Source organism: Bradyrhizobium sp. SMVTL-02, assembly GCF_051853005.1.
Classification (GTDB): domain Bacteria; phylum Pseudomonadota; class Alphaproteobacteria; order Rhizobiales; family Xanthobacteraceae; genus Bradyrhizobium.
Genome location: NZ_CP182469.1, coordinates 5198814 through 5221110 on the forward strand (window position 1 = coordinate 5198814; position 22297 = coordinate 5221110).

Consider the following 22297-nt stretch of genomic DNA (forward strand, 5'->3'; position numbering starts at 1 on the left):
GCAAGGGCTCCTCGCAGTCAGGGGTGTGGCAAACAGCGCCAGAAACTCAGGATTGAACTGCTCGCCGGTTCGGATGTTGACCGGCTTCACCGTGTAGGGAAGCGCGAGTTCCTCCAGCATGATCGAGATTTTCCAGCCGTTCGGCGTCGGTGCGCAATAGAGGTCGATCATGACCTGTCCCCTGGTCTTTCCTTTGGCCTTTGTTTCGGCCTTCCCCATCGCCGCCGCCGGAATAGAGAGCGACTTTCGTTGTTCTGTACCTCGACGTTAGGACATGGCAGGAAGGGGCGCAACTCAACCCGCCGGGAGGGCCGCCATGCTGTTTCCAACCACGATCGCCGGCTCCTTGCCCAAGCCGGAATGGCTCGCCGAGCCCAACATGCTCTGGGCGCCCTGGAAGTCGCAGGGCGACGAACTTGCTCGCGCCAAGCGCGATGCGACGCTGATCTGGCTGAAGGTCCAGGAGGACGCCGGCATCGATATCGTCACCGAGGGTGAGCAGGCCCGGCAGCATTTCGTGCACGGTTTTCTGGAGAAGATCGAGGGCATCGATTTCGCCCACAAGGTCGAGATGGGCATCCGCAAGGACCGCTACAAGGCGATGGTGCCGCAGGTGGTCGCGCCGCTCCGCCTCAATAGCCGCGTCCATGACTTTGAGGCGCGCGTCGCGCGCACGCACACGAAGAAGAAGCTGAAATTCACCCTGCCCGGCCCGATGACCATCGTCGACACCATTGCCGACCGCTACTATGGCGACCGCGTCAAGATGGCCTTTGCCTTCGCCGAGCTGCTGAATGAGGAGGCCAAGGCGCTGCAGGCCGACGGCGTCGATCTCGTGCAGTTCGACGAGCCCGCCTTCAACGTCTACATGGACGAGGTCAACGACTGGGGCATCAAGGCGCTGGAGCGCGCCGCGCAGGGTCTCACCTGCGCCACCGCCGTGCACATCTGCTACGGCTACGGGATCAAGGCCAATACCGACTGGAAGGAGACGCTCGGCGCGCAATGGCGGCAATACGAGCAGATTTTCCCGGCGATCGATGCGAGCCCGATCCAGCAGGTCGCGATCGAGTGCCGCAATTCGAAGGTGCCGCTGGACCTGCTCGCACTGCTCAAGGCCAAGATCGTGCAGGCCGGCGTGATCGACGTCGCCAGCGACACGGTCGAGACCGCCGAGGACGTCGTGAAGGTGATCGAGGCGGTGTCGAAATTCGTGCCGAAGAGCAACATCATCGCCACCACCAATTGCGGCATGGCGCCGATGCGGCGCGAGATCGCAGAGGCCAAGCTGATGGCGCTCGGCGCCGGCGCGGCGCTGGCGCGCGAGAAGCTGGGATGATGGCGATGCGCGTCGCCTGTATCGTCGCTGCGCTGGTGGTCGGCGCGTTGCCGGCGCGCGCGGAGGATCGCTCCGTGCTCGTCAACTGCAAGGCCATTGTCGAACGGGCGTCGAAGGATGCGCATGCCGCCCGCGAAGCCGAGTTGACCGGCTGCCGTCAGCTGATCCGCGAATGGGCGCTGCGCGATGCGCGGATGACCGTCGATGAAGAGGGCAAGCCGCTGCGCTAGCTGCGCGCCGTCGGATGCAGCACCGGCTGATATCCGGCAATGATCGCACGCAGCGTCGACGGCGGCGTCAGCAACATCGGACGATCGAGAGCGCGCGCATGCGGGGCGTAGCCCGCGAACGACCACAGCAGCGTCCTGCCCTGCATCACCAGAAAGCTCTGGTCACCCTGATGCACCATTGCCCCGTCGGGCAATTGCGCGAGCGGCATCGGCAATTCATGCAGCCGTTTCCTGCCACGATCGAGCCGCTCCTGATGCAGGACGGCATCCATCGCCTTCGCGCTGATGCCGCCGACACCGTTCCCCTTCTCCCACGCCGCGCGAAAGCGATTGGCGTCGTCGCGGCGGCAGAAGAAGCAGGGCCGGTGCCCTGCGGCAAACGCGGTCGCCTCGTCGAGGAAGAACAGCTCGGTCCAGCTCCGCCGAGCCATCACCGGACGCCGCCATCCCCGGAATTCGCACAGGCAGGTAATCCAGGCCGGTGACGACCAGCGCTTGTTCAGCAGCGTCTTCGTTGCGGGATCGTGGATGATGCCGCGATTGCCGGTGAAGAGGCCCCGATGTGGCGTTGCGATGATGTCCCCGGTGGCCGTGACGCGGTTTTGCAGGGGCATGGTGCTGCGCCGTCATTGCGAGCGCAGCGAAGCAATCCAGACTGCCGCCGCGGATACATTTCTGGATTGCTTCGCTTCGCTCGCAATGACGGCGTCCCTCACGCCGCCCCATCGCGCAGTGGCGGGTGGTAGGAAAGCGCGGTGTCCCAGGGGAAGAAGATCCAGGTATCCTGCGACACCTCCGTGATGAAGGTGTCGACCAGTGGGCGGCCCATCGGCTTGGCATAGACCGTGGCGAAATGCGCATCGGGCAGCATCTCGCGCACCAGCCTGCCGGTCTTGCCGGTGTCGACGAGGTCGTCGACGATCAGGAGACCCCTGCCGGTACCGTTGCCGAGCTTCATGGCAGCCTCGGAAATGCCCTTGAGCACCTGCAGCTCGCCCTGCTTGTTGTGATCGTAGCTGGCGATGCAGACCGTATCGATCACGCGCACCCCTAGCTCGCGCGCGACGATCGCGGCCGGCACCAGGCCGCCGCGGGTGATCGCGATCACCGCGTGGAACGGGCCGACCTCGTTGAGTCGCCAGGTCAGCGCCCGGCAATCGCGGTGGAACTGGTCCCACGAGACCGGAAAGGCTTTGCCTGCCCGCTCCTGCGCGCTCAGCTCCGGTGCTTCACCAGCCATTGTCCTCTCCTGCTTCATCTGCCGGCAAACTCTCTGCTAGCGAGTGATGTTCAATCCCGCCAGCATTTCCTTCACCGCCGCCATCGCTGCTGCCAGCTTATCCGGATCGCGCGAGCGCACCACCAGATTGGTGTTCGGCTTCTGCTCCTCGTCCATGAAGGGATAGCTGCCGATGATGGTGTCGGGATGGGCGGCGGCAATCGCCCGCAGCGGGCTGCCGATGTCACCCTCCCGCGCATTGGCGCGGACCGATTCGGACAGCATGCGCACGCCGGATTTCAGCTTGGGCGAGACGATGTCCATCATCGCCTGCATGATCGAGGGCACGCCCGCCATCACGATGACATTGCCGATCTTGAACCCCGGGGCGAGGATGGTGGCGCTCTGGATCAGCTCCGCGCCGTCGGGGATGCGGGCCATGCGCAGGCGGGCCTCATTGAGGTCCTGCTCGCTCCAGCGCTCGCGGAAGCGGGCGACCACCTCCGGGTGATGATCGATGCCGACGCCGAAGGCCTTGGCGACGCTGTCGGCGGTGATGTCGTCATGCGTCGGCCCGATGCCGCCGGTGGTGAAGACGTAGGTGTAGCGATGCCGCAGTGCATCCAACGCGGCGATGATGTCGGCCTCGTCGTCGGAGACGATCCGGACTTCCTTCAGGTCGATGCCGATGTTGGTCAGGTATTCGGCGATGAAGCCGATATTCTTGTCCTTGGTCCGGCCGGACAGGATTTCATCCCCGATGACCAGAATGCCCGCCGTGACGATCTCGCTCATAAACTCTGTCCCTCACCTGTGGTCCGACTTTGCCGAGGTAACGCGTTGAAGTCACGCGGTTTTGCTGCCGAAATAAGCAGTCCTCAGCCATTTTTTCAGGCAAGCCACCGGTCATCCCCGGCAAATCCTGCCAGTCCATGCTTATCGCGCTGGCCCGGCCCTTGCTACCACATGAAAGTCATGCACTCTTGCCGCATGGCCAGGACGTTGCGGTCTTCACCAAGGCCTGACGACCTGTCCAATGGCGCAAGGCCTTGCGGAGACAAGTCGGGATCTATGGCAGTCGCGTTTGATGAAATGAATATTCCCGGCGGGGACCTTCGCCCCGCCTATCAGGAGCTGGCACGCTGGCTCAAGGAGACGCCTCCCGAGGCGCTCGAATATCGCCGCCAGGAGGCCGAGCTCCTGTTCCGCCGGATCGGCATCACCTTCGCGGTCTATGGCGATTCCGAATCGACCGAGCGCCTGATCCCGTTCGACGTGATCCCCAGGATCATGTCCGGCAAGGAATGGGCGCTGCTGGAGAAGGGCCTGAAGCAGCGCGTGCGCGCGCTCAACATGTTTCTGCGCGACATCTATCACGGCCGCGATATCATCCGCGCCCAGGTCGTGCCCGACGATCTGATTTTCCAGAACCCGGTCTTCCGCCCCGAGATGAACGGCCAGCAGGTGCCGCACGACGTCTACGTGCACATCGCCGGGATCGACATCGTCCGGGTCGACGCCGAGGACTTCATCGTGCTGGAGGACAATGCACGCACGCCCTCGGGCGTGTCCTACATGCTGGAAAACCGCGAGATCATGATGCGGCTGTTTCCGGACCTGTTCGCCCGCCACAAGGTGGCGCCGGTCGAGCGCTATCCGGACGAGCTGCTCGCGGCCCTGCGCTCGGTCGCGCCGCAGAGCGCCTCGGGCGAGCCGACGGTCGCCCTGCTCACGCCGGGCGTCTACAACTCCGCCTATTACGAGCACTCGTTCCTGGCCGACAAGCTCGGCATCGAGCTGGTCGAGGGCCGCGACCTCATCGTCAAGAACAACGAAGTGTTCATGCGGACGACCGAGGGTGTGAAGCGGGTCGACGTGATCTACCGCCGCGTCGACGACGACTTCCTCGATCCCCTCACCTTCCGTCCCGATTCCGTGCTCGGCGTGCCCGGGCTGATGTCGGCCTATTCCGCCGGCAACATCACGCTCGCCAACGCCGTCGGCACGGGCATCGCCGACGACAAGGCGATCTACTCCTACATGCCTGACATCGTGAAATTCTATCTCGGCGAGGAGCCGATCCTGAAGAACGTGCCGACCTGGCGCTGCCGCGAGCCGAAGGATCTCGCCTATGTGCTGGACAATCTCGGCGAGCTCGTCGTCAAGGAAGTGCACGGCTCCGGCGGCTACGGCATGCTGATCGGCCCCGCCGCGACCAAGGCGACGATCGAAGCCTTCCGTGAAAAGCTCAAGCGCGAGCCCGAAGGCTTCATCGCCCAGCCGACCCTGGCACTCTCGACCTGTCCGACCTGCACCGCGAGCGGCCTTGCCCCGCGCCATGTCGACCTCCGCCCCTTCGTGCTCACCGGCAGCAAGAGCACCACGATCGTGCCGGGCGGCCTCACCCGCGTCGCGCTGAAGGAAGGCTCCCTGGTGGTGAATTCGAGCCAGGGCGGCGGCACCAAAGACACCTGGATTTTGGACGAGTAGAGAGAATGCTGTCGCGTACCGCCGAAAACCTCTACTGGCTCGCCCGCTACGTCGAACGGGCCGAATATCTCGCGCGCACCATCGATGCGACGCTGCGTGTCACCGCGCTTCCCGCCGCCTATATCGGCAAGACCAATGAATGGGACTCGGCGCTGCTCACCGCCGGCGTCGCGGCGAGCTTCTATCAGGCCTATGAAGAAGCCAACGAGCACAACGTCGTCGAGTACCTGTCGTTCTCGCCGAACAACCCGTCCTCCATCAGGAACTGCATCGAGGCGGCGCGGCTGAACTCGCGCTCGGTGCGCACCGCGCTCACCAGCGAGATGTGGGACACCATCAACTCGGCCTGGATCGAGCTCCAGGCGGTCTGGAGCAAGGGCACCTCGACGCGCGAGGATCTCGCCAAATTCCTGCGTTTCGTGCAGGAGACCTCGCTGCGCTTCGACGGCTCGGCCTACCGGACCATGCTGCGCAACGACGCCTACTGGTTCTCGCGCATGGGCGTGCACCTCGAGCGCGCCGACAACACCGCCCGCATCCTCGACGTGAAGTACCATGTGCTCTTGCCCGAGGAAGAGCATGTCGGCGGTCCGCTCGACTTCTATCAGTGGAGCTCGATCCTGCGCTCGGTCTCGGCGCTGACGGCCTATCACTGGGTCTATCGCGAGACGCTGAAGCCTTGGCTGATCGCGGATCTCCTGATCCTCAACGACACGCTGCCGCGCTCGCTCGCCAGCTGCTACGGCAACCTCGTGCGCAATCTCGACCAGATCGGCGTCGCCTATGGCCGCCAGGGTCCCGCCCAGCGCCACGCCCGCGGCATCCGCAACCGGCTGGAACACAGCAACATGAACGACATTTTCCAGCATGGGGTGCATGAATTCATTCAGGAATTCATCGCGGACAATTCCAGGCTGGGCGAAATCATCACGAAGCAGTATTTGATCTAGTCAGGACCGAACCACTCACCCTTCGTCATTCCGGGGCGATGCGCAGCATCGAACCCGGAATCTCGAGATTCCGGTTCCGGCGCACCGGGCCGCTTTGCGGTAACGTCGCGCCTCCCGGAATGACCGATCTAGAAACACCATGCGCCTGCGAATCCAGCACACCACGACCTATCGCTACGAGCCGCCGGCCACTAGCGTGATCCAGATCCTGCGCATGACGCCGTGCAGCCATGACGGACAATATGTGGCGGAGTGGCAGATAGACGTCTTTACCGACACCAGGCTCGACACCCACGAGGACGCTTTCGGCAACGTCACCCATGTGCTGTCCTGCGGCCCCGTCGGCGACATCAAGATCACCGCCGAAGGGCTGATCGAGACCCACGACACCGGCGGCGTGCTGCGCGGCGCCGACGAGCGCTTTCCGCCCGGCATGTTCCTGCGCCCGACCGATCTCACCTCGGTCAATCCGGCGATGACGGCGGTCGCACGGCAGCTGCGCAGCGAGGCGGAGAGCGACACGCTCGGCTTCCTGCACACGCTGATGAGCGAGATCAGCGACCACATGACCTTCGACGAAGACCCGACCAACAGCGGCACCTCGGCGGCCGAGGCGTTCACGCTCAAGCGCGGCGTCTGCCAGGACTACGCGCACATCTTCATTGCCTGCGCCCGCACCGGCGGCGTGCCGGCGCGCTTCGTCTCCGGCCATTTCCTGCGCTCCGACGGCACGGTGCACCAGGACGCCGGCCACGCCTGGGCGGAGGCCTATGTCCCTGATCTCGGCTGGGTCGGCTTCGATCCCGCCAATTGCATCTGCACCACGGACGCCCATGTTCGCGTCGCGATCGGGCTCGACTATCTCGGCGCCGCCCCCGTGCGCGGCACCCGCTATGGCGGCGGCGCGGAGACGCTGACGGTCGCGGTCAAGGTCGAGCAGGCCGGCCGCGGCGGGCAATCGCAGTGGCAGTCACAGCGGCAGAGCTAGGCACAGCCAGCCGGACAGCTGAGCCGTGTTACAATCGCAGGATTCAGATCAGACCCTGCGAGGGATACCCATGGCGACCGTGAAGCTGCTTTCGGACGATGAGCTCTCCAGCGAGGCGCGCGCCGTTTTCGACGACATCCGCAAGGTGCGGCAGTCGGATTTCGTCAACAATTTCTGGCGCGCGCTGGCGCATGATCCGAAGACGCTGCGGCGGACCTGGGAGAGCCTCAAGGAGGTGATGGCTCCGGGCGCGCTCGATCCCAAGGTCAAGGAGATGCTCTATGTCGCGGTCTCGATCGCGCATGGCTGCAGCTATTGCATCCATTCCCACACCGCTGCCGCCCGGGCCAAGGGCATGACCGCGGCCGAATATGGCGAGCTGCTCGCCATCGTCGGGATGGCGGCGGAAACGAACCGGCTGGTCACAGCGCTCGGCGTCCCCGTCGACGAGGCATTTCTGGTCGATGCCGTCGACTGAGTCGGACTACCGTCGCGCCCCGGATTGACGACCTCCCCCCGCGGGATTCGGGGGTTGGAGCGGCCGGCGAAATTGGCTACTAGTTTGGCGCTGGCAAAAGCGCTCGCGTTCGAGGACTTGAAATGACCTATTGTTGCGGAATCCTGGTTCGGGACGGTCTGGTGATGATCGCCGACACCCGCACCAATGCCGGTCTCGACAACGTCTCGACCTTCCGCAAGCTGCACATCTTCTCCAAGCCCGGCGACCGCATCATGGCGATTGCCAGCGCCGGCAACCTCGCCATCAGCCAATCGGTGCTCTCGACGCTGACCGAAGGCCTCGAGGACCCCAACACGGGCGAGATCGAGACGCTGATGAACGCGCCGACCATGTTCCAGGCCGCCCAGCGCATCGGCCGGGCGATCCGGGCGGTGCATGCAACCGAAGGGCCCGCGCTGAAGTCCGAGGACGTTTCCTTCGACGTCTCCTTCCTGTTCGGCGGCCAGATCAAGGGCGCGCGCATGCGCCTGTTCATGGTCTACACCGCCGGCAACTTCATCGAGTGCACCACCGACACCCCCTACCTGCAGATCGGCGAGCACAAATACGGCAAGCCGGTACTCGACCGCGCCATGCATTACGACGTCGAACTCTATGAGGCGCTGAAGACCGGCCTGATCTCGATGGACTCGACGATGCGGTCCAATCTCGGCGTCGGCCTGCCGATCGACGTTCTGGTGGTGCGCACGGACGCCTGCGAAGCCGATCTCAACCACCGCATCGAGGCGGGCGAGCCCTATTTCCACGATCTGCGCTCGCGCTGGTCGGCGGCCTTGCGCGCCGCGCACCAGAACATCCCGCGCCCGCCCTACAAGAACGAAAAAGAATCCAAAACCTGACAGAAGAGAAAAGGCAGGAAACGATGAGTGAAGCGAAAAAGATCGCAGTGGTGACGGGCGCGGGCACCGGTGTCGGGCGCGCGGCATCGCTGGCGCTGATGAACACCGGCTTCACCGTGGTGCTTGCAGGCCGTCGGCTCGACATGCTCGAGGAGACCGCCAAGCTCGGCCCGGCGGGAAAGAGCCTGTGCGTCACCGCCGACATGACCAAGCCGGACCAGATCGCCGCGCTGTTCGACAAGGTGAAGGCGACCTATGGCCGGCTCGACGTGCTCTTCAACAATGCCGGCATGGGCGCGCCCGCCGTCAACTTCGAGGACCTCAGCCTCGAGCAGTGGCAGGCGGTGGTGAACACCAACCTCACCGGCCCGTTCCTGTGCACCCAGCACGCCTTCCGCATCATGAAGGACCAGACCCCGCGCGGCGGCCGCATCATCAACAACGGCTCGATCTCGGCGCATGCGCCGCGGCCGTTCTCGGCGGCCTACACCTCGACCAAGCACGCCATCACAGGCCTCACCAAGGCCAGCAACCTCGACGGACGCGTGTATGACATCGCGGTCGGCCAGGTCGATATCGGCAATGCCGCAACCCCGATGACCGACCGCATGGTCAACGGCCCCGGCGTGCTGCAGCCCGACGGCACCACCAAGCACGAGCCGCGCATGGACGCCAAGGCGGTCGGCGATGCGGTCGCCTACATGGCCGGCCTGCCGCTCGATGCCAACGTGCTGACCATGACGGTCATGGCGACCAAGATGCCGTTCGTCGGACGGGGCTGACAAAAATTGCGAAAACAACCCCATGCACAGTAAGCGGCAAGAGGCGCCGACTTCTGCCGGCTGCTGGGATGGCGCGAGTTAAGTCCACGAGCTGCTTCAACAATCCTCCTTGCGCGCGCCTTGTCCGCCATAGCTCGAAGAGCGACGGCGGAAGCCAAGCAATCCAGGCTGCCTCCGCGGCGAGATTCTGGATTGCTTCGTCGCAAGGGCTCCTCGCAATGACGTCGAGAGGGGTATCCCCTACTCCAGGCTCTCCACCTGCCGCAGGCTCGGAAACAGCTTCATCCAGAGCAGCGCCACTGCAACCGTGCAGACGCCGCCGAGCACGGCGGCGGGCATGGTGCCGAACAGGGCGGCCGTCAGCCCGCTCTCGAACTGGCCGAGCTGGTTCGACGCGTTGATGAACAGGAAATTCACCGCACCGACCCGGCCGCGCATCTCGTCCGGCGTCGACAGCTGCACCAGCGAGAAGCGGATCACGACGCTGATCGTGTCGGCTGCGCCGAGGATCGCGAGCGACAGCACCGACAGCCACATCCATGACGACAACGCGAACACGATCGTGGCGATGCCGAACACGATCACGGCCTGGAACATGCGCAGGCCCACATGGCGCGAGATGGCCTGACGGGCCAGCACCATGGTCATCAGCAGCGCGCCGACCGCGGGCGCCGCACGCAGCACGCCGAGACCGACCGGGCCGGTCTGCAGGATGTCACGGGCGTAGATCGGCAGCAGCGCGGTGACGCCGCCGAACAGCACCGCGAACAGATCGAGCGAGATGGTGCCGAGAATCGCGGGATTGCTGCGGATGAATCGGACCCCGGCGAAGATATTGTCCGCGTCGTCCATGTCCTTGGTGACGGCCTGCGGGCGCGGCCGGATGAAGCCCGTCAGGATCATCCCAAGAATCCAGAACAGCAGCATCAAGGCATAGGCGAAATGTGGCGCGATCGCGTAGGCGAAACCGCCGAGTGCGGGACCGGTGATGGTCGCGACCTGCCCCGCACCGCTCGCCACCGCGGTGGCGCGCTGGAGCGATCCCTGCGGCGCGATCAGCGGCAGCAGCGCCGCGGTTGTCGGGCTCTCGAAGGCGCCGGCAATGCCGAGCACGAAAGTCGCGATGAAGATCTGCACCTCGCTGACCGCGCCGAGATAGGTGATGGTTGCGAGATAGAGCGCGGTCAGAGCTTCCACGAGCTGGCAGAGCTGGACGACGCGCTTGCGCTCGAAACGGTCGGCGGCATGGCCGGCGACGAACACCAGCAGCGCGGTGGGCAGGAACTGCACGAGCCCGACCATGCCGAGATCGAAGGCCGAACCGGTGAGATCGTAGATCTGCCAGCCGATCGCGACCGCCGCGATCTGGCTCGAAAAGCGCGACAGGCTGCGTGAGAGCAGGAAGAACAGGAAGGCGCGGTGGGCGAGGAGCGCGCCGGCGCTGACCGGCGGATTTTGGGATCTTCGCTGCTCTGGCATCGCCTCTTCGGTCACCTCGGACTGTCCGCTCCTTGATCTGATGGGCCTTCCCGCGTGGCTGAGACGGCTCCGCTTGTCAACAACGGGGCACTTCGGTGACCGGTCGGCATTGCCTTTGCAACGCACGCGCGGCCATAATCATTGGGGGTTTTGGGGACATCATGCTTCGCCTGCAATCGGCACTCGGCATTTTCGCATTGCTGCTGATCGCCTTCGCGCTGGCAGAGAATCGCCGCGCGGTCTCGCTGCGCCAGGCGGCGATCGGCCTCGCCGCGACCTTCATCACCGCGGTCGTGCTGTTGAAGCTGCCGGTCGTCGCCCATGCCTTCGGCGCCATCAACGACGCCGTCGGCGCGATCTCGGCGGCCTCGCGCGCCGGCTCCGCCTTCGTGTTCGGCTATGTCGGCGGCGGCCCCCTGCCCTTCGACCTGAAGGTGCCCGGCGCCGACTTCATCCTGGCGTTCCAGGCGTTGCCGATCGTGCTCGTCATGAGCGTGCTGACGACGCTGCTGTTCTATTGGCGCGTGCTGCCGCCGGTCGTGCGCGGCATGGCCTGGCTGCTGGAGCGCACCCTCGGGGTCGGCGGCGCGGTCGGCCTGTCGACCGCGGCCAACATCTTCCTCGGCATGGTCGAGGCGCCGCTGTTCGTGCGGCCGTATCTTTCGCAAATGTCCCGCAGCGAATTGTTCCTGGTCATGACCGGCGGCATGGCCGGCATCGCCGGAACGGTGCTGGTGCTCTATGCGACGCTGCTGGCTCCGCTCATCCCCGACGCCGCAGCCCATTTCGTCATCGCCTCGGTGCTGGGCGCACCGGCGGCGATCCTCGTCAGCCTGATCATGGTGCCGGAAACCTCCGACAAGCGCACCGGCGGCGCGCTGGACGATCCGGAGATGGAGGTCGCCAACACGATGGACGCGATCGTGAAGGGCACGAGCGCAGGGATCGAGCTGCTGATCAACATCGTCGCGATGCTGCTGGTGCTGGTGGCGCTGGTCTATCTCGTCAACGCCATTCTCGGCCTGTTGCCAAACATCGGGGGCGCCGCGATCTCGCTGCAGCGCCTGCTTGGCCTCGTCATGGCGCCGGTGTGCTGGCTGATGGGGTTGCCGTGGGACCAGGCGGTGACGGCCGGAAGCCTGATGGGCACCAAGACCGTGCTCAACGAGCTGATCGCCTATGTCGACTTCTCGAAGCTGCCGCCCGATGCGCTCGACCCGCGCTCGCGCCTGATCATGCTCTACGCGATGTGCGGCTTCGCCAATTTCGCCAGTCTCGGCATCATGATCGGCGGCCTGGGAGTGATGGCGCCGGAGCGGCGCGAGGAGATCAACGCGCTGGGACTCAAGTCGATCGTATCGGGGACGCTGACCACGTGCTTGATCGGGGCAGTGGTGGGGGTGTTGAGTTAGCTCTGTCCACCCATCATTGCGAGCGAAGCGAAGCGATCCAGAAATGCGTCTACGGAGTTAGTCTGGATTGCTTCGTCGCAAGGGCTCCTCGCAATGACGAGCGAGAGACCTGGGCGCCCCCTCCGACACCTACGCCTCTAAGCCTTCAGCTCCACCGTCTTGAATTCCGCCGGCAGGATCACCTCCAGCAATTCGACATCGTCCGAATAATCCAGGATCATGTGCTTGATCTTTGGCGGCTGGGTCCAGGCGCTGCCTTGCTTCATCAAGGTCTCGCCCTGCCCATCCATGTAGGTTTTCACCCAGCCCTTGAGCACATAGACCATCTGGAATTCGACGTCGTGGAAATGCAGCTTTGAGACCTCTGCCGGATCGCAGGGGCCTTGCAGGCGGATCACATGCGCCTGCGCGAGGCCATGGGTCGCATCGGCGATGCCGAGGTCGCGGTATTTTGCGTAGGCGCGCAAGCCGTCGGCCTTGAAGTCTTGTTCGCGGTGATGGCTGATCGCGATGCGCTGCTTCCGACGTGCGGGCCTCTTCGGTGCGGTGGTGCGCGCCTTTGCCTTCACCGCCTTGCGCGCCGAGGACCGCGCCGCGGCCCTGGCGCCGCTCCGCTTCTTCACCGCGGTCTTGGTTGCGGGTCTTGATGCCTTTTGCCTGGCCATTGTCTGCCTCCCTGATCCGGGCCGCGCCCGCCGGACGGGTGCAACCCGACGGCAGACTAGCCAGTCCTGGACCAGGCAGCAATTGCGGGCTCGGGCCAGCAGACGCGATGGAGCCGACCGCTCGTAGCTTGTCCGAAGCTGTCGTGGCGAACGGCCGTCGTCTCGTATCCGTTCCCCCGCCGACTTAATCTCCCGCATGATGAGCCAGGAGTAGCAGCGTGTTCGTGGGGTGGGGAAAGCGAAGCGTGCCCGCCATATCGGATGCGATCGCGGAGCAATGGCAAGCCCGGCGCGCGCGAGGAGCGCGCCTTTGCCCACCCGACGAGACCACGCCTTAAATCAATTTAGCCGGAACACGCCGTCGACGGCGCGCAGCTCGGCCGGCTTGATCAGCTTGGAATGCGCCACGGTGACCGAATGGAGCGGACCGTCGAGCTTTTCCTGCCAGAAGGCCAGGAAATCCGTCAGCGCCGGGAATTTTGGAAACATGTCGTAGTTCTGCCAGACATAGGTCTGGAGCAGCGAGGGATGATCCGGCATCCGGTAGAGAATTTGTGCCGTCGTCAGCCCGTAGCCCAGCATCTGTTTCCGGAAGTCTTCGGAAACACCCCCAACGCGCAGTCCCATGCCAAACCTCCTTTGCAGGAGCGCATACAGGGGGTGGCTTGATCCATGCCCCGGGAGCCACCCGGAATCGATGCGCTCACATGAGAGAAATGTGACGCAAACTGACAACCCAGCTCAAGCCCAAAAGTTTAACAAGCTGTTGAAGTTCAATGCGTTAGCAGCAGACATGTCTCCGTGCTAATACGGTCTCCCAAGGGGGCCTCGAAGAGGCCTCCAGGCTGGTTAACGATGGAAAAGAGATTCTGGCAGTCCCCGCTTCCGGGTGCTGATTTTTCTGCTAGAAGCCCTTGCCCCCGCAAAAATCCTGTCCTATTTCAACCTCGCTCGTGCTAGCACTCGCGGGCATCGATTGCTAACAATCCAAAATCCTCAACTCGTGCAAATGTTTAGGAGGACTGCATGAAATTCCGTCCGCTTCACGACCGCGTCGTGGTCAAGCGCATCGACGCAGAAGAGAAGACCGCAGGCGGCATCATCATTCCCGACACTGCCAAGGAAAAGCCCTCCCAGGGCGAAGTCGTCGCCGTTGGCCCGGGTGGCCGCGACGAAGCTGGCAAGCTGATCCCGATCGACCTCAAGGTCGGCGACCGCGTGCTGTTCGGCAAGTGGTCCGGCACCGAGGTCAAGATCGACGGCCAGGACCTGTTGATCATGAAGGAGAGCGACGTGATGGGCGTTCTCGAGGTCAACGAGTCCAAGAAGAAGGCGGCTTAAGAGCCCCTCTCCTCCCTCCAGTCAAACATTATCCAAGGAAAATTCCAGATGGCAGCCAAAGAAGTCAAATTCTCGGTTGAAGCGCGCGACAAGATGCTGCGCGGCGTCGACATCCTCGCCAATGCGGTGAAGGTCACGCTCGGTCCGAAGGGCCGCAACGTCGTGCTCGACAAGTCGTTCGGCGCGCCCCGCATCACCAAGGACGGCGTCACTGTCGCCAAGGAGATCGAGCTCGAGGACAAGTTCGAGAACATGGGCGCGCAGATGGTGCGCGAAGTCGCCTCCAAGTCCGCTGACGCGGCCGGCGACGGCACCACCACCGCGACCGTACTCGCGGCCGCGATCGTGAAGGAAGGCGCCAAGTCGGTCGCCGCCGGCATGAACCCGATGGACCTCAAGCGCGGTATCGACCTCGCGGTCGAAGCCGTGGTTGCTGACCTCGAGAAGAACTCGAAGAAGGTCACCTCGAACGACGAGATCGCCCAGGTCGGCACCATCTCGGCGAACGGCGATGCCGAGATCGGCAAGTTCCTCTCCGACGCCATGAAGAAGGTCGGCAACGAGGGTGTCATCACCGTCGAGGAAGCCAAGTCGCTCGAGACCGAGCTCGACGTCGTGGAGGGCATGCAGTTCGACCGCGGCTACATCTCGCCCTACTTCGTCACCAACGCCGACAAGATGCGCGTTGAGATGGACGACGCCTACATCCTCATCAACGAGAAGAAGCTCTCCTCGCTGAACGAGCTGCTGCCGCTGCTCGAGGCGGTGGTGCAGACCGGCAAGCCGCTGGTCATCGTCGCCGAGGACGTCGAAGGCGAAGCGCTCGCGACCCTGGTCGTGAACCGTCTGCGCGGCGGCCTGAAGGTCGCGGCCGTCAAGGCTCCGGGCTTCGGCGATCGCCGCAAGGCCATGCTGCAGGACATCGCGATCCTGACCGGCGGCCAGGCGATCTCGGAAGATCTCGGCATCAAGCTCGAGAACGTGACGCTCAACATGCTCGGTCGCGCCAAGAAGGTGATGATCGACAAGGAGAACACCACGATCGTCAACGGCGCCGGCAAGAAGGCCGACATCGAGGCGCGCGTGGCCCAGATCAAGGCGCAGATCGAGGAGACCACCTCGGACTACGACCGTGAGAAGCTCCAGGAGCGTCTCGCCAAGCTCGCCGGCGGCGTCGCGGTGATCCGCGTCGGCGGCGCGACCGAGGTCGAGGTGAAGGAGCGCAAGGATCGCGTTGATGACGCGATGCATGCGACCCGCGCGGCCGTCGAGGAAGGCATCGTCCCGGGCGGCGGCGTCGCCCTGCTCCGTGCTTCCGAGCAGCTCAAGGGCCTGCGCACCAAGAACGACGACCAGAAGACCGGCGTCGAGATCGTGCGCAAGGCGCTGTCGGCGCCCGCTCGCCAGATCGCGATCAACGCCGGTGAAGACGGCTCGGTGATCGTCGGCAAGATCCTGGAGAACAAGGCCTACAATTACGGCTTCGACTCCCAGACCGGCGAATATGCCGACCTCGTCAAGAAGGGCATCATCGACCCGACCAAGGTGGTCCGCACCGCGATCCAGAACGCTGCCTCGGTGGCCGCGCTCCTGATCACCACGGAAGCCATGGTCGCCGAGCTGCCCAAGAAGGGCGGCGCCGGCCCGGCGATGCCCCCGGGCGGCGGCATGGGCGGCATGGACTTCTAAGGTCCGGCTACCTCGAGGACTACGAAACCCCGGCAGCGATGCCGGGGTTTTTGTTTTGAGCGATACACGCCAAAGTAGTGCAATTGGTCATTCCGGGGCGCGACGAAGTCGCGAGCCCGGAATCCATTTCACTACTTGCACATGGCCTATTACGTCTATCTCCTTGCCAGCAAGAAATACGGTACGCTCTACATCGGCGTGACGAACGACATCGTCCGCCGCATCCATGAGCATAAGAGCAAAGCCGTCGCCGGTTTCAGCAAAAGATACTCTGTCGACAGGCTCGTTTGGTTCGAGATTTACGACGATCTCCTCACCGCCATCGCACGCGAGAAGGAATTGAAGAAGTGGCGAAGGGAATGGAAGGTCCGGCTTATTGAGGAGAAGAATCCTCAGTGGATCGACCTATATCCAGAAATTGCGAGCTGAGCCAGATTGATGGATTCCGGGCTCAGCGCTTCGCGCTGCCCCGGAATGACAGCCGGATATAGCGTGGCGCAACCAGGCGTCCCGCGCCGTCCCGGACGACGGTCCCCTCACTCCACCTTCCCCAGCCTCTCCATATGCGGATCGCCGTTCTCGTCCAGCGACCAGAAAATTCGCGTCACCTTGCCGATCAGATTGTCCATCGGGATGAAGCCCATCGCACTCATCATGCGGCTGTCGGTGGAGTTGTCGCGGTTGTCGCCGAGCACGAACAAATGGCCTGGCGACACGGTGTAGACGCTGGTGTTGTCGAGGAAGCCGTTGTCGATGCAGTCGTAGGTCACATAGTTCGCGCCGTTCGGCAGCGTCTCGCGCCAGCGTTTGGCCTTCGCCTGGTCATCGCCTCCGCACGCGGCATCGGCGAACACCTCCTTAAGACGTAGTCGCCGACCACCAGCGTCGGCCTCATCGAGCCGGACGGGATGTTGAACGGCTGGTAGAGGAAGAAGCGAACCAGGAACGGCGGCGACCACGGCACCGGGATCAGCAGGATCAGGACGACGATCGCCTTCCATTCGCTGGATCGCGCCGCGGGCCGGATGCTCTCCTGAAAAGTGCTCATGCGCCTGCCCCGATCAAGACAATAGTCGTCGCGAGAGTACGCAACCTGCGCGCGCGTGCAATCCCCCGCGAACCTGCGAATTGGTCGCGCGTCGCGCGGATCGCGTTCACCGCAAGCGACGCGCATGTGAAGGGCCGCCCGTGGGCGGCCCTTCGGTTTCATGCGCTGTCGGGCGCCTTCAGGCGCACGAGCCGGGTCAGGAGGGCATCGAGGCCCTGGCCGTCGCCGGCATGGAGGTCGATGCGGCCGACCTTTTCGACCAGCCGCTCCAGCGACTCCAGCTCCTTGAGCCGCAGCAGCAGGGGGTTCTCCTCCATCAGGCGGGCGGTGTTCAGGAGCGAACGCGTCGCCGCGGTCTCCTCCTGGCGGCGGATCAGGTTCGCCTTCGCGACCCGCTCCGCCTCCACCACCTTGTTCACCAGCTCGCGGATTTCGCCGGGCAGGATCACGTCCTTGACGCCGAGCTCCGTCACCTCCACGCCGGACTCCGCGACGCGTGCGCGCACATAGTCGCGCAGCTCCGCATCCAGCGCCGCCTTCGCAGACAGCACCTCGTCCAGCGTCCGGCCCGCGACCGCTTCGCGGATCGCGAACTGCACCAAGCGGTACAGCCACGCATCCACGTCGGGCACGGTCGCAACCGTCCGCTCGGGATCGACCACCTTACGGAACGCCGTCAGCGTCACCCGCAGCGCGATGCGGTCCTTGGTCAGCATCTCCTGCGCGGTGATCTCGACCGCCTGGGGCCGCAGGTCGAGGCGCTTCACCTCGATCTTGCGGCCGACGGTCCAGAAGGCGTGCCGGCCGGGCGCGAGCCGCTCGACGAGCCGGCCCTCGACATAGAGCAGGCCCGCCTCGTGGTTCTCGACCACCGTTTCGGACGTCACGGCCGAGCGGTTGCGCTCGATCATGGCCAGATGCCGCGCGCTGACCTTGGGATCAGCAGACACATCGATGCGCTCGACATCGATGCGCGTTGCGACCTTCCAGTAGACGCGCACCTGCCAGGGCGTCATCAGATGCACGGGCCGGCCGTCGAGGCTGACGATGGCGATCTCGTCCGCCCTGGTCTCGACCGCCTCGAACAGCTCGGCGGCAAGATCGGGCCGCGCGGCCTTCAGCACCGCGTAGTGCTCCGCAGAAAATTCGCTGCGGACCACGTCGAGCACCTCGGCCTTCAGCTCGTGCAGTGGATCGAACAGCCGGTGCTTGCCGGGCGCGAGCACGCGCACGAGCTGCCCGTTGCGCGTCAGCAACGCACGCTCGCCATCCTTCACCGTCACGTTCAGCGTCAGCAGATGCCAAGTCTGTTCAGAAGTCATCGCACGCCTCCATCATGTTGCCTCCGGCCGAACGCGGCCGGATGGCGGGTTGCGTTTGCAAAGGACGTGAGGACACGGACGACGCTTCCTGAAAAATCGGCGGGCCGGGGCTTGAGCTTGCGTCGCGACGGGCGCACGCGCGCGATCGCGCGACGCCTGTCGCGCGGCCGTGCGGAGCCACCCGGCATCGGCGCAAGCGGTATCTACCCGCGGCGCAAAGCCGGTCTCACAGTGTCGTTGTTCGGACGAAAGCCTTTTGGGCAATGCGGCCGGACGGCGACTGAAGCGCGCGTCCGGTCCCCTTCAGAGGTATCAGCTTATCAGGCTGAAACGGAGCGCTGGAGCGGGATTCGAACCCGCGACAGGATGAGTAACAGTCATCTGCTCTACCAAACTGAGCTATCCTTTGTGCAAGAGACCGGAATCGAACCGATGCCTTCGGGTGTTCAGCCCGACGCTCTCCATGAGCTACGTCCTGCGTTTCTCCTTCATTCGGCGGAACACGAAACCGGAGACCGGCCCGCGCCAGTCGGGATCCCAGGAAGCCCGAACCCATGGCCTAGCGAAGGACGGCGCTAATAGACCAGGCACGTTCGGGTTGCAAGAGGGGTGGCAAGATTTTTCCTCGCACCTTGCGCGCTGTGACGCGATCGTCACACCGAGGCATCGCGTCAACCGCGCGACATCTCGTGGAAACACGCCCTCACCCAGTCAATGGTCACGCGCGCTGCAGCGTCGCGCTTGAGATGGTTCTGCACCAGCAGCCAGACGTCGCGCCGCTTCGGCAGCAGCGTGGCGCGCAGGCGGCGATCGCCGAGCAGGTCCGCGCAAACATATTCCGGCAACACACCGGCGGCCTGATGCGCGCGGATCAGGTTACGAATGACGCGAACGTTGTCGGTGACGCAGCGCGCGCGGGCCTTCTTCGTGCGCAGGAATTGCGTCTCGGGAATGGCACCGAGCTCGTCCGGATAGGCGCACAGCATCGGCTCGCCCCCGGTCGTATCAGGCTCGAAATAATAGATGCGGATGTCGCCGAGCCTCGAGATCGCGAAGTCGCCCTTGTCGGGTTTGCGCAGGCGGATGGCGAGATCGGCCTCCCAGCGCGAAAATTTGACGTTCTCGCTCGAGGTGAGGAATTGCAGCGTCAGGCCGGGATTTGCACGCAGGAAGTCGCTCGCGCGCGGCGACAGCACCTCCTCGGCGACCGTGTTGGTGGAAGCGATGCGCAGGCGTCCCACCGGACCTTCCAGGCTCGCGCTGAGACGGCCGATCTCGGCGGCATGGGCGGCCATCGCCTCGACATGCGCCAGCACCGCCTCGCAACTGCGCGTCGGTCTGCGGACGCCGTCGGCGGCCTCGAACAGACGCAAACCGAGCGCACGCTCGATGCGCGACAGCCTGCGCCCGACCGTCGTCTCGTCGATGCGCAGCCGCGCGCTGGCACCGGCATAGCTGCCCTCGTCCCTGACGGCGGCGATGATGCGCAGATCGTCCCAATTCATCGTGCGAGGTTATACCGGGCGGGAGGAGCCTGCAATATCGCAGCCACCCGCTGCAATATCCCTGCATATCGGCAGCCATCGCCGGGGCTATGTTGGTTCGGCCTCTTGCTCCGGAGATTTCAAACACCATGACGAACGCCAAGACCCTGCTGCAGCTCGCCGGCGCCGATCTCAACCCGCCGCGTCTTGCCGACGCAGCGCTGGTGCTGATCGATATCCAGAACGAATATCTCGCAGGCCCTCTCGCATTGGCCGACGCACGACCTGCGATCGCGCGGGCAGCCGCGCTGCTGGCGCGGGGACGCGAGAGCGGAGCCGCGATCATCCATATCGCCCATCGCGGCAAGGCCGGCGGCCTGTTCGATCGCGGCGCTGAGCGCGGCGCCATCGTCGCCGAACTCAGCCCCGTTGCGGGTGAGCTGGTGATCGAGAAGGAGCTGCCGAACGCGTTTGCCGGCACTGATTTGCGGGCGCGCCTCGCCGCGACCGACAGGAAGAACATCGTGCTGGCCGGCTTCATGACGCATATGTGCATCAGCTCCACGGCGCGCGCCGCGCTCGACCTCGGTTTTCGCACCACGATCGACGCCGACGCCTGCGCCACGCGCGACCTGCCGGACGGCCGCGGCGGCACGCTGGACGCTCGGACCATTCATGAGGTTGCGCTCGCCGAGCTATCCGACCGCTTCGCCATCATCGCGCGCGGCGATGCACTGAAATAATGGAGCAACGCAATGCTGCAACTCTATTTCTCGCCGATGGCCTGCTCGCTCGCGAGCCGTATCGCTCTGATGGAAGCAGGCTTCGACGCGCGCTATCATCTGGTGCATCTCAGGACCAAGATGATCGCGGACGACGACAGCGATTTTCACGGCGTATCGCCGAAGGGAGCCGTGCCGGTCCTCGTGCTGGAGAACGGCGAGCGGCTGACTGAAAGCGCGGCGGTGCTGCAATACATCGCCGATCTGAAACCGGAGACGGGTCTTGCGCCGCGGCTCGGCGATCCCGATCGCTATCGCCTGCAGGAATGGCTGAGCTTCATCGGCGCCGAGATCCACAAAGCGTTCCTGTTTCCGACCTTCTGGTACAAGGACGACGGCTCGCTCGCCAAGCCCCGGGCACGAATCCCGCAGACCTTGTCGGTGCCGTCAGCGCACCTTGCGAACCGCGAATTCCTCGTCGGCAACAGCTTCACCGTCGCGGATGCCCATCTCACCTGGGCGCTGCTGCTGCTCCGTCCCGCAGGGGTAGACGTCGCCCAGTGGCCGTCGCTGGCGGCCTATCTCGAACGCATGCAGGCGCGGCCCGCGGTGCGGGAGGCGATCGCGACCGAGATGGCGCTGCGCAAGAGCGTGGCGGCCTAGGCGCGGATCAATCCACCCGCGCCAACACCGCGAGCTTGCGGATGCCCTTGTTGCGGTAGGCGTCGAGGAACGCGTAGTAGTCCTTGAATGACACGCAGCCGTTGGAGTCGCCGTTCGGCCCGAGCATGAAGGTGTGCGCGAGCAGGCCGTCGCGGCCGTAGATCGCGCTCTCGCCGCCGATCGGGGTCAGGCGCAGCGCCGGCACGCCGTGGAACAGCGCCTCGCGCGGCTTCAGCGTGTAGATGTGCGGCGGCGTCACGCCACGCATGCGGATTTTGGAGGAGCGCGGATCGTCGAGATTGGAGCCGAGGCCGGAATGCGCCTCGAGCCTGGTGCCATCGGGCAGATACACCATCTTGGCGGTGATGTCGTACACCGCAGTGTCGCGCTCATAGGGCGGCGCGCCGCCGAGCATCGGGTTCTGCTCCCTCGGCGCGATGGATGCGGTCACGCTGGCATCGGCCGAGGCATAGGCGAGCAGCCCGCCGGACGGCTCACGCTTGCCCCAGAGCTTCTCCACCATCGACTGGCGCGGACCGGTGATCGACATCACCGCGGCCTTGGCGCGGTCGGCGAAGGACTTTGGTTTTGCCTCCGGCGCCGGCACGATCTCGGCCGGATCCGCCGAGGCGAGTTGCACCTGGCCCTCCGGCGCGCGCTTGGCCTTGGCGGCATCCGCGACCTTGGCAGAAGCCGGCTTCAGCGCTTCCGCGACCTTCGCGATCACGCTCTGCTTCGGGGCGTCTTTGGCCGCAGCAACCTGGGTCGCCGGCGCGGCGCTCGCCGCACTCGACGGCACGCCCTGCGTGGCAGCGGCGGCAAAGCGCTCGTTGAACATCTCGCGCGAGATCGGCGCTGCGACCTGGAGCCGGTCCGGCAGCAGGGCGAAGGTCTCGTTGATGGCCTCGCTGGCCTCGCGCAGCACCACCTTGGGCGCACGCTTGATCACGGGCTCGTCGTAGCCAATGCTGCCGACGGTCGGATAGACGCTCGCGCCGAAGATGTTGCTGTGGATGGTCCAGGCGGCGCCGATCACGGCGCAGCCGATCGCGGCGGCGCCAAGCCAATTGGTGGTCGTCATTTTCCGGGAAGGCTTCCGAAGAGAATTCTTGCCA

At 64.7% G+C, this 22297-nt stretch carries 25 protein-coding genes, 2 tRNA genes and 1 pseudogene; 14 read left to right on the forward strand and 14 right to left on the reverse strand.

What is annotated here, in order from left to right:
- Positions 1–33 precede the first annotated feature (33 nt).
- A pseudogene (locus ACNJYB_RS24740) lies at positions 34–171 on the reverse strand (thiol:disulfide oxidoreductase); the annotation flags it as partial.
- A 145-nt stretch (positions 172–316) separates the two neighbouring features.
- Here ACNJYB_RS24740 and ACNJYB_RS24745 point away from each other — a divergent pair.
- Positions 317–1339 carry a methionine synthase gene (locus tag ACNJYB_RS24745; RefSeq protein WP_439369021.1) on the forward strand — a complete coding sequence of 341 codons (1023 nt, stop codon included), beginning with the start codon at positions 317–319 and terminating at the stop codon, positions 1337–1339.
- Positions 1336–1569 (forward strand): hypothetical protein, encoded by a 234-nt coding sequence (locus tag ACNJYB_RS24750; RefSeq protein WP_439369022.1) that lies wholly within the window; start codon positions 1336–1338, stop codon positions 1567–1569. The genes ACNJYB_RS24745 and ACNJYB_RS24750 overlap by 4 nt, the downstream gene beginning before the upstream one ends.
- Here the strand turns inward: ACNJYB_RS24750 and ACNJYB_RS24755 are convergent.
- The 3 genes from ACNJYB_RS24755 to ACNJYB_RS24765 all read right to left on the reverse strand — a co-directional run bounded on the left by ACNJYB_RS24755 (position 1566) and on the right by ACNJYB_RS24765 (position 3583).
- Complete coding sequence (locus tag ACNJYB_RS24755; protein ID WP_439369023.1) at positions 1566–2183, reverse strand: hypothetical protein; 618 nt, start codon at positions 2181–2183, stop codon at positions 1566–1568. The genes ACNJYB_RS24750 and ACNJYB_RS24755 overlap by 4 nt on opposite strands.
- 98 nt (positions 2184–2281) lie before the next feature.
- Positions 2282–2809, reverse strand: coding sequence for a xanthine phosphoribosyltransferase (gpt, locus tag ACNJYB_RS24760; protein WP_439369024.1), 528 nt, complete (start codon positions 2807–2809; stop codon positions 2282–2284).
- Positions 2810–2845: 36 nt separating this feature from the next.
- Positions 2846–3583: a competence/damage-inducible protein A gene (locus tag ACNJYB_RS24765; protein WP_439369025.1), complete on the reverse strand. Its 738-nt coding sequence runs from the start codon at positions 3581–3583 to the stop codon at positions 2846–2848.
- Positions 3584–3859: 276 nt separating this feature from the next.
- On the opposite strand from ACNJYB_RS24765, the gene ACNJYB_RS24770 reads away from it, so the two are divergent.
- From ACNJYB_RS24770 to ACNJYB_RS24795, 6 genes are all read left to right on the forward strand, one after another.
- Positions 3860–5278 (forward strand): circularly permuted type 2 ATP-grasp protein, encoded by a 1419-nt coding sequence (locus ACNJYB_RS24770; RefSeq protein ID WP_439369027.1) that lies wholly within the window; start codon positions 3860–3862, stop codon positions 5276–5278.
- 5 nt (positions 5279–5283) lie between these two features.
- Positions 5284–6228, forward strand: a complete 945-nt coding sequence (locus tag ACNJYB_RS24775) for an alpha-E domain-containing protein (protein ID WP_122402567.1) — start codon at positions 5284–5286, stop codon at positions 6226–6228.
- A gap of 139 nt (positions 6229–6367) precedes the next feature.
- Complete coding sequence (locus ACNJYB_RS24780; protein ID WP_439369028.1) at positions 6368–7216, forward strand: transglutaminase family protein; 849 nt, start codon at positions 6368–6370, stop codon at positions 7214–7216.
- A 70-nt stretch (positions 7217–7286) separates the two neighbouring features.
- Positions 7287–7694, forward strand: a complete 408-nt coding sequence (locus tag ACNJYB_RS24785) for a carboxymuconolactone decarboxylase family protein (RefSeq protein WP_439369030.1) — start codon at positions 7287–7289, stop codon at positions 7692–7694.
- A gap of 122 nt (positions 7695–7816) precedes the next feature.
- The gene (locus ACNJYB_RS24790; protein ID WP_439369031.1) at positions 7817–8575 is read left to right on the forward strand and encodes a peptidase; all 759 of its coding nucleotides are present in this window, start codon (positions 7817–7819) and stop codon (positions 8573–8575) included.
- A gap of 23 nt (positions 8576–8598) precedes the next feature.
- Positions 8599–9357: an SDR family oxidoreductase gene (locus ACNJYB_RS24795; RefSeq protein ID WP_439369032.1), complete on the forward strand. Its 759-nt coding sequence runs from the start codon at positions 8599–8601 to the stop codon at positions 9355–9357.
- Positions 9358–9597: 240 nt separating this feature from the next.
- Here ACNJYB_RS24795 and ACNJYB_RS24800 read toward each other — a convergent pair whose 3' ends face one another.
- The gene (locus ACNJYB_RS24800) at positions 9598–10836 is read right to left on the reverse strand and encodes an MFS transporter (RefSeq protein ID WP_439369033.1); all 1239 of its coding nucleotides are present in this window, start codon (positions 10834–10836) and stop codon (positions 9598–9600) included.
- A gap of 161 nt (positions 10837–10997) precedes the next feature.
- Here ACNJYB_RS24800 and ACNJYB_RS24805 point away from each other — a divergent pair, with 161 nt between their 5' ends.
- The gene (locus tag ACNJYB_RS24805; protein WP_439369034.1) at positions 10998–12248 is read left to right on the forward strand and encodes a NupC/NupG family nucleoside CNT transporter; all 1251 of its coding nucleotides are present in this window, start codon (positions 10998–11000) and stop codon (positions 12246–12248) included.
- A gap of 137 nt (positions 12249–12385) precedes the next feature.
- Here ACNJYB_RS24805 and ACNJYB_RS24810 read toward each other — a convergent pair whose 3' ends face one another.
- Entirely contained in the window at positions 12386–12913 is a 528-nt protein-coding gene (locus ACNJYB_RS24810; RefSeq protein WP_439369036.1) for a cupin domain-containing protein, read from the reverse strand.
- Positions 12914–13252: 339 nt separating this feature from the next.
- Positions 13253–13540 (reverse strand): usg protein, encoded by a 288-nt coding sequence (locus ACNJYB_RS24815; RefSeq protein ID WP_212301796.1) that lies wholly within the window; start codon positions 13538–13540, stop codon positions 13253–13255.
- Positions 13541–13939: 399 nt separating this feature from the next.
- On the opposite strand from ACNJYB_RS24815, the gene ACNJYB_RS24820 reads away from it, so the two are divergent.
- The 3 genes from ACNJYB_RS24820 (at position 13940) to ACNJYB_RS24830 (ending at position 16372) form a co-directional block, all read left to right on the forward strand.
- Entirely contained in the window at positions 13940–14254 is a 315-nt protein-coding gene (locus ACNJYB_RS24820; protein WP_439369038.1) for a co-chaperone GroES, read from the forward strand.
- 48 nt (positions 14255–14302) lie between these two features.
- Positions 14303–15943 (forward strand): chaperonin GroEL, encoded by a 1641-nt coding sequence (gene groL, locus ACNJYB_RS24825; RefSeq protein ID WP_247458406.1) that lies wholly within the window; start codon positions 14303–14305, stop codon positions 15941–15943.
- Between the two features lie 141 nt (positions 15944–16084).
- Entirely contained in the window at positions 16085–16372 is a 288-nt protein-coding gene (locus ACNJYB_RS24830) for a GIY-YIG nuclease family protein (protein WP_439369040.1), read from the forward strand.
- A gap of 107 nt (positions 16373–16479) precedes the next feature.
- Here ACNJYB_RS24830 and lepB read toward each other — a convergent pair whose 3' ends face one another.
- The 6 genes from lepB to ACNJYB_RS24860 all read right to left on the reverse strand — a co-directional run bounded on the left by lepB (position 16480) and on the right by ACNJYB_RS24860 (position 19818).
- A complete protein-coding gene (lepB, locus tag ACNJYB_RS24835) occupies positions 16480–16797 on the reverse strand; it encodes a signal peptidase I (protein ID WP_439369042.1) in 318 nt (105 codons plus the stop codon).
- A complete protein-coding gene (locus ACNJYB_RS24840) occupies positions 16710–17153 on the reverse strand; it encodes a S26 family signal peptidase (protein ID WP_439369043.1) in 444 nt (147 codons plus the stop codon). Before ACNJYB_RS24840 ends, lepB begins: the two co-directional genes overlap by 88 nt.
- Entirely contained in the window at positions 17150–18313 is a 1164-nt protein-coding gene (locus ACNJYB_RS24845; RefSeq protein WP_439369044.1) for a slipin family protein, read from the reverse strand. The genes ACNJYB_RS24840 and ACNJYB_RS24845 overlap by 4 nt, the downstream gene beginning before the upstream one ends.
- A 339-nt stretch (positions 18314–18652) precedes the next feature.
- Positions 18653–18718 (reverse strand) — tRNA-Asn (locus ACNJYB_RS24850).
- 4 nt (positions 18719–18722) lie between these two features.
- Positions 18723–18792 (reverse strand) — tRNA-Phe (locus ACNJYB_RS24855).
- 192 nt (positions 18793–18984) lie between these two features.
- Positions 18985–19818: a LysR family transcriptional regulator gene (locus ACNJYB_RS24860; RefSeq protein ID WP_439369045.1), complete on the reverse strand. Its 834-nt coding sequence runs from the start codon at positions 19816–19818 to the stop codon at positions 18985–18987.
- A gap of 128 nt (positions 19819–19946) precedes the next feature.
- Between ACNJYB_RS24860 and ACNJYB_RS24865 the strand changes: the two genes are divergently transcribed.
- Together ACNJYB_RS24865 and ACNJYB_RS24870 are read left to right on the forward strand one after the other, a co-directional pair.
- Positions 19947–20540 (forward strand): cysteine hydrolase family protein, encoded by a 594-nt coding sequence (locus ACNJYB_RS24865; protein WP_439369046.1) that lies wholly within the window; start codon positions 19947–19949, stop codon positions 20538–20540.
- Between the two features lie 12 nt (positions 20541–20552).
- Positions 20553–21182, forward strand: a complete 630-nt coding sequence (locus ACNJYB_RS24870) for a glutathione binding-like protein (RefSeq protein ID WP_439369047.1) — start codon at positions 20553–20555, stop codon at positions 21180–21182.
- 7 nt (positions 21183–21189) lie between these two features.
- Here ACNJYB_RS24870 and ACNJYB_RS24875 read toward each other — a convergent pair whose 3' ends face one another.
- Positions 21190–22263 (reverse strand): DUF2778 domain-containing protein, encoded by a 1074-nt coding sequence (locus ACNJYB_RS24875; RefSeq protein ID WP_439369048.1) that lies wholly within the window; start codon positions 22261–22263, stop codon positions 21190–21192.
- Positions 22264–22297: the final 34 nt, after the last annotated feature.